Below are 13,107 nucleotides of genomic sequence, written 5' to 3' on the forward strand. Positions count from 1 at the left end.
GCTAACGTACGACGATGACAGGACTTTCTTTTTTATCCGGACTCTGGTATCTCCATGAACCCTTTGCCCACCAGTGGAAGGGGATCATCCAGCACCGGCTGGCGCAGGGTCGTGATCCGATTCCGGCCACGATCAAAGCCGCAGCGGGTAAGTCCGATGAGCGGCAGGAGCGTTGGAACCAGCGGTGGAAAAACCAATCGGAAGTCATCGACGAACTGTACGATGAAGACGGTTTTTACGATCCCCTGCGCGGGCGGCTGTATGAATACCGCAAAGCCGGGGGTGGGTCGGTGGCCGTTGTTCCGATCGAAGGGTCGATGGCCCGCGTGGGTTTTTGCGGTTCCGGCGGCAACGAAGAAACGGCCCGAATCCTGCAACTAGCCGCAGCACATCCCAAAATCAAGGGCGTCGTGCTGAAAATGAATACGCCCGGCGGCACCGTGGACTCGACCCGGATGCTGGCCGATGTGGTCGCCACCTTTTCTAAACCCATTCTGGTGTGGACTCCCTTCTGTGCATCCGCGGGCTACTACGTTGCCTCGCAAGCTGCCGAGATCTGGCTGGAAGACCAGACCGTCAGTCAGGTCGGCTCCATCGGGGTATTGATGGTGTACGTGGACCAAAGCGAGGCCCTGGCCAGAGAAGGCACCAAAATCACGATTTACCGCGCGGACGGCAGTGAGAAAAAGGCGCAGATCAACGGCATCGAACCCATCACACCGGATCAGGAAGCCGAAATCCGGCAGTCATTGAACGACTGCCGGACGGAGTTTCTGGGCTACGTGCGCCGGGGCCGGGCGGGCAAACTGACGTCCGACGAAGCCTTTACGGGGGAAATGTTCGGACGCGAAAAAGCACTGGCGCATGGCCTGGTCGACCGGATCGGGAGCCTGCAGGCGTGTATTTACCAGGCACTACAACTAGCTGCATAAACATCCAATGAAAAAGCCAACATTTTCCGTGGGAAAGCTTCTGTCGACGCTGTTCCCCAAGTCGCATAAAGCGATATCTGAAAAATTAAGTACCGAGGAGTACAATGCCTTTGCGGCTGAAGCCGGGGTGCTGAAAGGTGATCCAGAAGGCGAGGTGATAGCCGCCACCGTTGAGACCGTCACTGCTGACGAAACGGATCAGGAGGCCACCAGCACACCGGCGGAAGCCGCCCCTGACGAAGAAGTGACCGGGGAGTCGGCGAGTCCGGAAGCCGGCGAGATGACGTCGACGGACTACCAGGCCCGGATCCAGATTTTGGAGAACCAGGTGACCCAGTTGACGGCCGACAAAACAGCCGCCCAGAGCCGGATTACCGATCTGCAGGCGCAGGTGCAGCAAAAGGATGAGTACATCACCAAACTGAAGGCCTCGGTCAACCCGCTCGCCGAATCGGATGCCAGCAACGGAGCCGGTGCCGACGATGGCCTGACCGATACGGATCGGCAGGCCCGGGCCAATGCCACCCGTTTCAAACAATCACAATCCTAACGGCAGGCCCGGGCCTTCAATCGGGATTTTATTTCGCTTTTTAATCAATTCAATAAACCATGTCCGCAATCAAATTAAGTCAGCTGGATGCTTCGCTGAAAAAGCGCCGGGAGCGCAACCGCGAGCTGCTGATCAAAGCCATCGTCTCCGGCTGGGGAGCCCTGAAGATGTTCCGGAAACTGCGCGTCAACGACGAGATTCCGTTGTTGTCGCTCTACACCAAACCCCTCATGCAGCCGGGGATCAAAGGCACCTTCAACCCGAAGGACGACGCGATCAACTTTGAGGCCCGCATCGCCAAAGTGCGGCCTTTCAAGGTGGATTTGCTCATCGACGAGCTAAAACGCGCTGAAATGGAGGCTTCCTACCTGGGCGAAGTGGATGGCACGGACGGACGGGACCCGGAGAAATTTCCGTTCTCCGATTACATCTTCGATTCGCTGAGTAACCAGCTGGGTTTCGATCTGAGCGTTACGGCGGTCTGGAAAGGCGTGCTCAACTCGGCCGGAACGGCCCCCCAAGACTGTTTCAACGGGATTCCGAAGCTGGTCGACGACGCGATCGTTTCGGGGGAAGTTCCGGAAGAAAACGTGCTGGAGCACTCCACCGCCGGGTTCTTTTTGTCGGAAGACAACATCCTGGAGGATGTGAAGAAGCTCTACAAACGGGCCAAGAAAAACCTGCCCGCCTATACGGGCACCAAAGGGCTGGTGTGCATCATGAGCCCGATGGCCAAGCTGGCCTACAACTTCGCCGTCGAAGAAGCCAACGGCACCAAACGGACCTACAACGCTTTCAAACAGGAAGTGCTGTATTTCGCGCCGGAAGTGCCGATCGAAGAAGTCGACGGACTGGAGGGGACCGATTTTATGGCCATCACCCTGCTGGATAACCTGGTGTACTGCTCACCGCAGGACAACGAGAAGATCGATCTGCAAACCGACTACAACGTGCGCGACCGTTCGATTGCGATTGTGGCAGATGGAAAAGCCTCGGTCAACTTTGTGCGCGGGGATCTTTTTGTGGTCAATGACCTGCGCGCGCGGCCGGCCGGAGCCGACGACGACGAATAAGCCGTTTGTTCTTCTCCCGGGGCTTTAATCAGGAGTAGGTAAATCGCTGATGTTCATTCAATTTCTTTTATTCAACTCAATCAATTCATTCATTCCATGAAATTTTTCAAGAGCCTATTCGGGCTGGCCCTGGCGGTGATGGCCGGGATGGCCTTTGCCGAAGTGCAGCCGCACATTCACCAGGTGCTGGGTCTGGTGGACCATTCTACGCTCGTGGTGGGAGCCGCCACCTCGCTGGTGGGGTTGAAGAACCTGGCCGACCAATTGCCCAACCCCCCGGGCGGTCGCCGGATCTTTGCCATTCTGGCCGCTGATCTGGACGATGCGGTGATCGACTGGCCCCGGATTGCCGATATCACGGCTTCGGAATGTACCGTGGCGATTCCGGTGAAAGCCGGTAAAACACTGGCGGTGATTACGCCGGCCGAGAACTCGCTGGATGCTACCTTCGAAAACCAGGGCGACCGGAACTACATGGCCTACAAACACGCCATCATGTTCGACATTGCGGGCCTGAGCCAGACCCAGTTGACGGAGGCCGCCAAGTTCATGAACGCCGGGTGTATTTTCCTGGTGGAAGAGCACGACGAAACGGTCAAGATTTACGGCACCAAGCTCAACCCGATTACGCTGAAGCAGAAAGGGCAGTTGGGTAAAAAAGGGGGCGACAAAAAAGGCATGAGTTTCTCGGGTGATAACGACTCGTTCATGTTTGCTCCGCCGATTTATAAAACGACGCTGGCCTTACCGCTGCCGGTTTAATTTTCAGCTCCATGGTGCAGGTAAAACTGGCGAAAGCCATCGAAAAACCCGGGGTGCAATTTCGGATCGGTGAACGGTCGGTCACGATCACCCAGCAGCCATCGCCGGTCGATGACGCCGATTATGAGACCATCCGGACGCAGTTTCCGGGCTGGATCCAGCGCGTGAGCGTCAAAACTCCGCCGGAAGCTCAGGAGGGCTGAGCACCCTGGCAATTCCTTGACAGCCCTTCCGAGAGAAGGGCTGTTTTTGTTTCACCTCTTTTTAAATCATCGTTTTATGTCGCTTTTAAAAGCCAGAATCAAACTACAGCAGGCGCAGGAAAGCCTGAATCGGGGCTTGATTACCCTTGAGCAATTCGAGCAAATCAAGGCCGAGTGTGAGCAGTGGGCTGTCGAGCCCCGGTCTGTTGCTCCCCAGGCTACATCGGAGCCGGTAGAACCGGTTGCGCCGAAACCTGGCCCCAGCCGCCCGCGCCGAAACAGGCCGGCGGCAACGCCGGATCGTCCTGCCGCAAACCCGGAACCGGGGGCGGGTGGTCCGGATGATGCGGATCCGGACAATTCGGGAAACGACTAGCACCCGCCGGGCTTCCATTGACGCCGGTCCAGTTTGACCAGGCGTTTGCGGAAGTCTGTGAGCGGGTGCACCGTTACAACCGCGAAGCCGCCAGCCGGGCCGATCGGCTGAGCCAGTTGTCGGCCGCTGGCGTCCAGAAAGTGCTAGTCGACGAGATTATCTACTGGGATGATCTCTACCGCAAGGAACTGAAAGTGCGCCAGTATCTGCAGGAAAACCGGAGCCTGCCGGTGGAAGAACCGGTGCAGCGGTACCGGCAACACTACGAAATTCCGAAAACGGGGCTGGAACTGGGGCTGGCGGTCCGCAACCTGGCCAAGAACGTTTCGGTTTGGAAAAGCCGCCTGGCGAATCCGAAGCATCCCGATGCAGCCGCGAAATATGCCATGTACCTGGAACTATACAAGGAAGCGCAGGCCGGTATCCGGGCTGAGCGCACCAAACGCGAAATCGATCAAGCATGTTAATCACGACTACTGCCCAGATTAAAGAATTTGCCGGGGGCATTCAATCGAATTTGACGTTCGATGTGATCCGGCCGTTTGTGGAAAATGCCGAGTCGACGGTCGTCGGCGCTTTGCTGGGGGCCGACTTTCTGACGGCACTGGCCGGGAGTAGTCTGGATGCGCCCATGGCGCAGGTTCTGCGACAGGCGCAGCGGGCCATTGCCCTGACCGCCCTGCACGAATCGATGGTGACGGCCATGTACCAGTATGGCAATTCGGGGTTGAGCCGGTTTATTCCGAAGGATGCCGAAAAGCTCTCGATGTGGGAAGTCGACGTGATTCTTTCCGACGCGGCCAGCCGGGCCGACCAGGCACTGGAGCAACTGATGGGCTATCTGGAAACGCACCAGACCCAACTGCCCGCCTGGCGAAACGCGAGTGCCTACCAGGCCATTAACCGGAATCTGATCCCGTCGGCCGGTTTGCTGGCCCAGGCCCTTCCGGAAGCCTCGATGTCGTACCGGTTGTTTGCGGTTTTGAAGGGGTATATGCCCGGTATCGAGCAAAAACACGTGGCTGGGATCACGGGTCCGGCGCTGCTCGCGCAGTTGAAACAGAAGCTGGCCACCGCAGCCGAACTGTCTGATCCGGAAACGGAACTCTGGCGGCTCAGCCGCGACTTGCTGGCTCCACTGACGCTGTGGAAAGCCCTACCTTTTATTCAGGTCCGGTTTTTTCCGGATGGGGTGCGGATCCTGCAAAGCTTCAAAGGACTGAAAGATGAAAAGGCCGTGGACCAGCAGCAGATTACGCAATTGCGTAGCGAATTGCTGGCCCGCGCGGAAGATGCCAAAGGAGCCCTGCAACGGTTTTTGAATCAGACGGCTTCGGCCACGGTTTTTCCCCTCTATTTCAATTCGGGCCTATACGTAGCCCCCGGCGCGTCGACCTGGAAACTGCCCGACAACGAAGGTAAAAAGCACTTCCGTTTATGAAGAAAATCGAACTGATTCAGGAGGGCGTGCGGGTCGAGTGTGCGTTGGCCACGTCTTACGCCGACCTGTCCCGCAAGGGCATGCTGGCGGTGCTGAAGCTGGCCTACTGCTCGCCGAGAACGCCGGAAACCGAACTGCGAATCTGGTCGCTGGTTTTTGAGGCACCGCCCGAAATCAAGAAAATGTTGCTGCTGCCCCTGCACCGCAACGAATTGCTGCGGCTGCTGGAGCAGATCGGGTGGGCGTGGAAAACTGGCGTCGAGAAAAGGCCGCTGGATGCCTTTCTATTGAAAGGCACGACGTATTGCCTGCCGGATGAAGAGTTGCGGCTGGTGACGACCGGCGAGTTTATTACCGCCGTGACCTACCTGCTGGCCTTCTCGAGCCCGTCCGGCGATGGCGGTCAGAAGGCCGACTATCTGGCGCACTTTCTGGCCACCATTTGCCGCCCGAAACAGAGCCTGGCCAGACGCCTGAAACGGGACAAAACAACCTGGAATGGCGATGCGCGGGAAGCCTTCAACAGCTACCGGATCGACGGCCGGGCGGATCGTTTTCGGTCTGTGGACCTCTCCCTCCAAGTGGCTATCATGCAGTGGTTTCTGGCGGCTGTGGGGCGGGCCGAGCGGCTGTATAACATGCCCGCTCCCGAAAAAAGCGAAAAGTCGATTGCCCTGGGAAGTTTTGTGCAGGATTGGGAAAAAACTGTGCACGGGCTGGCCCGCGAAGGCAACTTCGGTTCGTATGACGCCGTGATGGAACGCAGCATTCACGATGTGCTGGCGTATTTAGAACTCCGAAAAATTGAATTTGATGAACACGAATCGAAAAACCGCGACTAAACCGGATCCGACGATCCACGCCCTGAATGTGATTGTGAACGAGCCGCCGGTGGCCGACACCAGCCTGGACGAACTGGCCCAACTGGAGCAGCAGACCCGGGAACTGGAAGAAAAGGGGCAGGCGCTGTATACACAGCGTCAACTGCTGTTGCAAAAGCAACGCGAAGCCCAGCAGGCTCACCAGGCCCGGCTCCGGGAAGAACGGCAGGAACTGCGGGAAGCCGCGATTCATTACCGCAGCCTGGCGGCCGAAGCCACCGAAAAAGAGCAGGCCGACAAGTTTCTGGCCTGGGCGGAAGAAAACGAAGAAAAAGCCCGGGCGATTGTGGTCGACGGCGACGAAGCGAACGAAGCGCCGGCGGTGAAAAAAGTGCCGGTTTGGCGCAGGCTTGCCACCCACCGGCTGGCGGGAGCCGGGCAACTGCTGGGGCTGGCGTTGATGGTGAGTTGGTCGCTGGGGATGTTCAACGAGTTTGGCATGAAAATCCAGGAGACCAACAAGGCGTTGCCCATCGAGCAGCAGGCCCAGCCCTACAACTTAACGTCGCTGCAGAAGTATTTCTACGAGTTGTTCATCTCGTTTCTGGATGTGCCCTTCTCGTTTTTGAAGCTGCTGCTGATTGCTCCCTTTGTGCTGTATTACCTGTTGCCTTTTATCAAGTCGGGCAAGCGGGATTTTATCACGGAATTTTTCGAAGAATTAACGCCCTATCAGCGATGCGTGCTCACGGTTATCTTCTTAGCGCTCTGCTTCTTTTCGCAGTCCCTGGCTCACGTAGTCAAACCGTAACGCCGGCTCAGCCGACGGTTGTTGTGACGACCGAAAGCATGATTCGGGCGCAGATTCTGGCAGTGGCCCAGGAGCAGATCGGGGTGGTGGAAAAGCGGAACCGCAACGATCATCCCAAAATTACGGAGTGGAACAAAGCCCTGGGCCTGCCTGCGAATTCGCCCTACTGCGCATCGGGGATTTATTACTGCTACGCGGCCAACGGAATCCGCCTGCCGATCCGTTCGCCGGGTCTGGTGCGCAGTTGGTTTTCGGATGGATCGAAGATCGTTTACCGCCGGAGCCAGTGCGGCAACACCCGAACCGGTCGAAGGCCCCGGCTGGCGGATCCGGTGTCGATTTTCGAGAGTCACGTTGAACTGCTGGCGCAGGAACGCTGGGATGAAGACGAAGACGAAATTACGGTGATCGGTTTCAATACGACGGCGGGGCCGGGTAGCAAAGGCGGGGTGTACCGGGTGCGCCGGAAACTCAGCCAGGTGAAGCTGATCGCCAATCACCTGACGCCCTATCTGGAGAAGAACAAACCCCGGGGATTATGACCGGGTTGGGCTGGCTGTATGATCTGTGGGTCGTGCTGACCGACCCGATTCTGGTGTTTCTGGAGGTGGCCATCGCGCTGCTAAGTATCCTCCTTTACTTTTTACATAAACTGAAAACGACGCATGAAAACGAGTCTGCAAAACGAATTGACCCTGACGGATCGGCTCACGGGACCGACCTCGGGATTTTTTAAGCCGCTGGTGAAAGGCGGGGTGATTCTGGCGGCCGTGTCGGCCGGGTTGCTGGCCGCCCAGGGATCGCTGGCCGAGCACGGTGTTTTGATCCCGGCGCTGCTGGCGAAAGTGATTGAGATTGTGGGGTATGTGGCCGGGGCTGTGGCTGGCGTGTCGAAACTGACGGTGGATCTGGAAGCGGTGAAGAAGCAGAAAGTGCTGGACGGGATATCATGAGTAGGTTATTCGTAAAATTAAAAAGCCGATCCGGAATTCCGGATCGGCTTGCTGCTTATTATGTAAACTTAACGCCTACTCGATCCATTTCACGATCGACGCGTTTGTCTAGAATTTTCACATAATGCCGCTGGGTAGTATCGATCCGGGCATGTCCCAGTATCTTCTGCACAACTTCGAGACTGTATCCTTCATTCAGGAAAAGCGAACCAGCAGTCTTTCGGCATATCTTCAGGCTTATAGTCCCGTCCTTAAATTTGATCAGTCCACGGAAGAAGCGAAGCCACCGATTGATCCGATCCGCTGCTATAATCGGCATCTGGTAGTCGTATTTGTTAAGAATTTCCAACACTGGATTTAGTAACGGTATCTGGGATTCCAGGTCTGTTTTATCCCGATCGGTTACGATTTTTTGCTTTCCAGAGGGTGTTGTCACGATAAAGGCTTTAGGGTCATTGACAAACTTGAGCAGGTCCGGGTAATCCAGCCCGGTGTAACATGCGAGCTGAGCCCAATCCCGAATCAAATCGTTCTCCTCGTCGAACGATAACTCTTTCAATATTTTCAAGTGGTGGTCTTCAAGAAAATAGACAGGCTTAGGTTTTTTGCCTTTAATGACCAGTTTGTCGAGCAAATTGTATTCGCAGTAGCCGTCCTCAACGGCATAGTCCAGAATCGCCCGGATATAGGAGATGTATCTACCTGCTGTTTCTGAATTTTGTACTTCTTTTCTGACTTTTGGCTCTTCGTGTTTCATCAGCCACTTCAAATACTCACGCGCCCAGGAGATATTGACTTCGGAGATTTCCATATCTTCTGTTCGCTTCGAAATCTGGATGTACAATTGTAAGAAAACCCGGCCCCGTTTCCAGGACTTCATGGTTACTTTGGCCTTTGCCTGATCAGTCCCTTTCAAATCGGCCAAATGTTGAAGAAAGCGATCATAAAGCTGGACCAAATTGGGTCGTGGTACGATTCCCTTTAGCCATTCGTTTTTGATACTTTCTGCGGTTGGTGTTTTGCCCAGGCTAATCATTCGGTTCATGATTTCCTTGTGTTCGCCGATAATATCAGACAAGCGGGTATTGTTGGCCTGTGCTAATTTTGAGCGGCCTCTTTGACATTGTTGTTTTTGATCCCATTCAGTTGGATCGACCTGCAAGCCAGACGAATACATCGATCGACAGGCAATTCCATTCACTCGAAGCTGAATTTGGAGCATACGGTTACCTTTGGGATTTTGATGCACTCCATTTTTGTCTTTTTTGGGAGTACGGAATTTGAAACGAACAGAGATCGACATTCTTTTTTTGTAATCATTTTGCTGTTTTAGGTTACATTGTTGTATGTGCAACATGCAAACTTAACAGACAAGGGTGTGTACCTAAATAGGGTGGAGTGTACTCATTGGTGTACCTAAAAATAAGTAGGTGGCAGTCAGAGGTAAAAAGATTGCAAGGCATAAAAAAAACCGCCCTGGAGTGGAGCGGTTAAGTAAAACGTAAATGAAACTGTGTTTTAAACTGGTTTTCTAATCCTGGTAGCGAATCAAATCCAACCCAATATCTTTCCGGTAGTATTTTCCTTCGAACTGCACCGCCCGGGCCGCTTTCTGCGACTTCATCACGGCATTTTCGAGTGAATTGGCGACGGCCGTCAATGCCAGCACGCGCCCCCCGTCGGTCAGCACGTGGCCGTTGAAACCCGGTTTGGTTCCGGCATGAAAAGCCGTTACGTCGTCCAGCATCGTGAGTTCGGTGATCGACTTGCCTTTCTCGTATGCATCCGGGTAGCCCCCCGACACAACGACGGTGGTGACGGCCGTTTGCGGGGAGATCTGAAGCTGAATTTTATCCAGTTCGCCGTCGGCCGTTGCCACCATCAATTCAACAAAATCATTCTGAATCCGCGGCAGCACGACTTCCGTTTCCGGGTCGCCCATCCGGGCATTGTATTCAATGACGTAGGGTTCTTCTTTAACATTGATCAAACCGACAAAGATAAAGCCCTGATAGCGAATCTCTTCCTTTTGCAAACCCGCCAATGTCGGCTTGACAATCTTCTCTTCAACCTTGTTTAGAAACTTGGCCGTGGCAAATTTTACGGGCGAAACGGCCCCCATACCACCGGTATTCGGGCCGGTGTCGCCCTCGCCGATGCGCTTGTAATCTTTCGCTTCGGGCAGAATTTTGTAGTTAACGCCATCGGTCAACACAAAGACCGACAACTCAATGCCTTTCAGGAACTGCTCGACAACGACTTTATTTCCGGCTTCGCCAAATCGTCCGCCGGTCAGCATATCGGTCAATACCGCCCGGGCTTCGGCAATGGATTCGGCAATGATAACGCCTTTTCCGGCCGCCAAGCCGTCGGCTTTCAACACCACCGGCAGTTGATGCGTGTCCAGATAAGCCAGCCCTTCTTCCAGCGTTTCAGCGGTAAACGTCCGCGATGCAGCCGTCGGAATACCGTGCCGCTGCATAAATTGCTTTGAAAAATCCTTGCTGCCTTCGAGTTGGGCACCGCGCTGATCCGGTCCGACAATTCGCAGTTTTTCCAGATTTTTTCGAGTCCGCAGCGTATCGACCAGCCCTTTCACGAGCGGTTCTTCCGGGCCAATAATCAGCAAATCGATTTGGTGTTGTTGAATGGCCTCCGCGATGGCATCGGCATCGTTGAAGGCAATCGGCAAATTGGTGGCGACCAGGGCGGTTCCGGCATTACCGGGTGCGACAAACAACGTGCTACACAGTGGACTTTGCGCTATTTTCCAGGCAAATGCGTGTTCCCTTCCGCCCGATCCAAGTATGAGTATATTCATTCTCTGAGTTAAGAGTTAAGAGTTAAGAGTTAAGAGTTAGAACGTTACACTGCGGTTTAATCCGTCAGCCAACCGCACGGGCGGCCCCGTCTTCACTCTTCACTCTTCACTCTTAACTTAATTAGCTACTTCCGATAAAAACTTGATACGCATTAACCGCAATTCTTCTTCTGAATAATCGTCGTTGGCAAACTCCCGCATGGCCACCCCGATGTTGTCGGTTTCGGCCCGCATGAAGTAGTCGTAAATATCGTCCTGCCGGTCGCTGTCCATGATCTGGTTGATGTAATAATCCAGATTCAGACGCGTTCCCGAATAACAGATGTGTTCGATTTCTTCAATCAAATCTTCCATCGTCAGGCCTTTCGACTCCGAGATTTCCTCCAGATCCACCTTCCGGTCGATCTGCTGAATAATGAAAATCTTGACCTTCGACTTGTTGACCATCGACTTCACCACGACATCCTTCGCCGTTTCGATGTCGTTTTCTTCAACGTATTTGGCAATCAGGTCGATGAACGGTTTGCCAAATTTCACCACTTTCCCCATGCCGACCCCATTGATCTGGGCCATTTCTTCCCGCGTGGTCGGGTAGGTTGTTGCCATTTCCTCCATCGACGGATCCTGGAAAATGACATACGGGGGCAGGTTCTTTTCTTTGGCTATTTTCTTCCGCAGGGCTTTGAGCAGACCCAACAGGGCTTCGTCGTAGGCACTGCCCGACGACATGCCGCTGTCTTTGTCTTCGTCCTCGGCCTTTTCCTCGTCGATTTCGTAGTTGTGATCTTTCGACAAGGTGATGGAATACGGATCCTCGATGTAGTGTTGCCCTTTGGCCGACAGTTTCAGGACACCGTAGTTATCGACATCCTTATCCAGATACCCGTAAATCGTAATTTGCCGGATGAGCGAACACCAGAATTCAACGCTTTCGTTGAACTCTTTGCCCTTACCGTAAACGTCGAGCTTGTGGTGTTCATAGCTCGTAATATATTGGTTTTCAGTACCGGTCAGCACATCGGCGAGGTGGGCGGCATCGAAGCGATGATCGGTTTGCAAAACCGCCTGAAGCGCCAGCACAATCTCGTCCTGGGCTTTAAACTTCTCAGTCGGTTTCATGCAATTATCGCAGAATCCGCAGTCCTTGTCCTGGTATTCCCCGAAATAACTCAACAGTTGCCGACGACGGCAGACGCCCAGATTCGCATACGACACCATTTCCATGAGCAGGTGTTTGGCGTTGTCGCGTTCCGTAACCGACTTGTCTTTGTTGAATTTCTCCAGTTTAACAATGTCATCGATGCTGTAGAACATCAGACAGTTGCCTTCCAGCCCGTCGCGACCCGCCCGACCGGTTTCCTGGTAGTAGCCTTCCAGCGACTTGGGCGCGTCGTAGTGAATCACAAACCGGACGTCTGGTTTGTCGATGCCCATACCAAACGCAATCGTAGCCACCACCACATCCACATCTTCGTTCAGGAAGGCATCCTGGTTGTGCATCCGCGTCTGCGAATCCAGCCCGGCATGATACGGCAGCGCCTTGATGTCGTTGACATTCAGCAACTCTGCAATCTCTTCCACCATCTTCCGGCTCAGGCAATAGACAATGCCTGACTTGCCTTTGTTGTTCTTGATGTAGCGGATGAGCTGCTTTTTCGCGTCGGCTTTCGGGCGAATTTCGTAGTAAAGATTCTTGCGATTGAAGGACGTTTTGTAGATGTGGGCATCCTCCATTTGCAGGTTTTTCTGGATGTCCAACTGCACTTTCGGCGTTGCTGTGGCTGTCAAAGCAATCACCGGCAGATTCCCAATGTTGTCGATGATGCCCCGGATTTTGCGGTATTCAGGCCGGAAATCGTGGCCCCATTCCGAAATACAGTGCGCTTCGTCGATGGCCACGAACGAGATGTTGGCTTTCTTCAGAAAGTCAAGGTTTTCTTCTTTCGTCAGCGATTCGGGGGCGATGTAAAGCAGTTTCAGCGTACCGTTCAGGGTATCTTTCTTGACTTTATTCATCTCCGCCTTGCTCAGCGTCGAATTCAGAAACTGGGCGTTGATACCAAAGGCATTCATTTGATCGACCTGGTTTTTCATCAGGGCAATCAGGGGAGAAATGACAATGGCCGTTCCCTCTGAGGAAATGGCCGGAAGCTGGTAGCACAGGGATTTGCCAGCTCCAGTAGGCATAATTACAAATGAATTGATCCCTGCCAGAATATTGTGGATAATGGCTTCCTGGTCGCCCCGGAATTGGCTGAATCCGAATATATCTTTTAGCTTCTCTTTTAGAGATACCTGCACCGATGGATCTAACTGCGTCGTCGTCATCTCAAAATTGCGGAAGGTTACTACACTTTATTTGGT

15 protein-coding genes are annotated in these 13,107 nt (G+C 54.1%); 12 read left to right on the forward strand and 3 right to left on the reverse strand.

From position 1 onward, the window contains the following. The first annotated feature begins 14 nt into the window (after positions 1-14). The 12 genes from ACS5NO_RS17570 to ACS5NO_RS17625 all read left to right on the forward strand — a co-directional run bounded on the left by ACS5NO_RS17570 (position 15) and on the right by ACS5NO_RS17625 (position 7,922). Positions 15-932: a S49 family peptidase gene (locus ACS5NO_RS17570; protein ID WP_439416373.1), complete on the forward strand. Its 918-nt coding sequence runs from the start codon at positions 15-17 to the stop codon at positions 930-932. 7 nt (positions 933-939) lie between these two features. Next, positions 940-1,482: a hypothetical protein gene (locus ACS5NO_RS17575; RefSeq protein WP_439416374.1), complete on the forward strand. Its 543-nt coding sequence runs from the start codon at positions 940-942 to the stop codon at positions 1,480-1,482. A 59-nt stretch (positions 1,483-1,541) separates the two neighbouring features. Next, a complete protein-coding gene (locus ACS5NO_RS17580; RefSeq protein WP_439416375.1) occupies positions 1,542-2,555 on the forward strand; it encodes a hypothetical protein in 1,014 nt (337 codons plus the stop codon). Positions 2,556-2,651: 96 nt separating this feature from the next. After that, positions 2,652-3,317, forward strand: a complete 666-nt coding sequence (locus ACS5NO_RS17585) for a hypothetical protein (RefSeq protein ID WP_439416376.1) — start codon at positions 2,652-2,654, stop codon at positions 3,315-3,317. Between the two features lie 11 nt (positions 3,318-3,328). Beyond that, positions 3,329-3,520, forward strand: coding sequence for a hypothetical protein (locus tag ACS5NO_RS17590; RefSeq protein WP_439416377.1), 192 nt, complete (start codon positions 3,329-3,331; stop codon positions 3,518-3,520). A gap of 76 nt (positions 3,521-3,596) precedes the next feature. Beyond that, positions 3,597-3,896 carry a hypothetical protein gene (locus ACS5NO_RS17595; RefSeq protein WP_439416378.1) on the forward strand — a complete coding sequence of 100 codons (300 nt, stop codon included), beginning with the start codon at positions 3,597-3,599 and terminating at the stop codon, positions 3,894-3,896. 17 nt (positions 3,897-3,913) lie between these two features. Beyond that, the gene (locus tag ACS5NO_RS17600; RefSeq protein ID WP_439416379.1) at positions 3,914-4,363 is read left to right on the forward strand and encodes a hypothetical protein; all 450 of its coding nucleotides are present in this window, start codon (positions 3,914-3,916) and stop codon (positions 4,361-4,363) included. Continuing rightward, positions 4,357-5,337, forward strand: a complete 981-nt coding sequence (locus ACS5NO_RS17605) for a DUF6712 family protein (RefSeq protein ID WP_439416380.1) — start codon at positions 4,357-4,359, stop codon at positions 5,335-5,337. Before ACS5NO_RS17600 ends, ACS5NO_RS17605 begins: the two co-directional genes overlap by 7 nt. Then, on the forward strand, positions 5,334-6,179 hold the full coding sequence (locus tag ACS5NO_RS17610; protein WP_439416381.1) for a hypothetical protein: 846 nt from the start codon (positions 5,334-5,336) through the stop codon (positions 6,177-6,179). The genes ACS5NO_RS17605 and ACS5NO_RS17610 overlap by 4 nt, the downstream gene beginning before the upstream one ends. Continuing rightward, positions 6,151-6,969 carry a cell envelope integrity TolA family protein gene (locus ACS5NO_RS17615; RefSeq protein WP_439416382.1) on the forward strand — a complete coding sequence of 273 codons (819 nt, stop codon included), beginning with the start codon at positions 6,151-6,153 and terminating at the stop codon, positions 6,967-6,969. Before ACS5NO_RS17610 ends, ACS5NO_RS17615 begins: the two co-directional genes overlap by 29 nt. A 23-nt stretch (positions 6,970-6,992) precedes the next feature. Continuing rightward, the gene (locus tag ACS5NO_RS17620) at positions 6,993-7,511 is read left to right on the forward strand and encodes a C40 family peptidase (RefSeq protein WP_439416383.1); all 519 of its coding nucleotides are present in this window, start codon (positions 6,993-6,995) and stop codon (positions 7,509-7,511) included. 123 nt (positions 7,512-7,634) lie between these two features. Next, on the forward strand, positions 7,635-7,922 hold the full coding sequence (locus ACS5NO_RS17625; RefSeq protein WP_439416384.1) for a hypothetical protein: 288 nt from the start codon (positions 7,635-7,637) through the stop codon (positions 7,920-7,922). Positions 7,923-7,980: 58 nt separating this feature from the next. On the opposite strand, the gene ACS5NO_RS17630 is transcribed toward ACS5NO_RS17625, so the two are convergent. The 3 genes from ACS5NO_RS17630 to recQ form a co-directional block, all read right to left on the reverse strand. After that, positions 7,981-9,279, reverse strand: a complete 1,299-nt coding sequence (locus ACS5NO_RS17630) for a tyrosine-type recombinase/integrase (protein ID WP_500684148.1) — start codon at positions 9,277-9,279, stop codon at positions 7,981-7,983. Positions 9,280-9,453: 174 nt separating this feature from the next. After that, on the reverse strand, positions 9,454-10,743 hold the full coding sequence (gene purD, locus ACS5NO_RS17635) for a phosphoribosylamine--glycine ligase (RefSeq protein WP_439416386.1): 1,290 nt from the start codon (positions 10,741-10,743) through the stop codon (positions 9,454-9,456). Between the two features lie 117 nt (positions 10,744-10,860). Next, positions 10,861-13,071, reverse strand: coding sequence for a DNA helicase RecQ (recQ, locus tag ACS5NO_RS17640; RefSeq protein ID WP_138992654.1), 2,211 nt, complete (start codon positions 13,069-13,071; stop codon positions 10,861-10,863). Positions 13,072-13,107 lie beyond the last annotated feature (36 nt).

This window comes from Larkinella fluvii (assembly GCF_051857545.1).
Taxonomy (GTDB): domain Bacteria; phylum Bacteroidota; class Bacteroidia; order Cytophagales; family Spirosomataceae; genus Larkinella.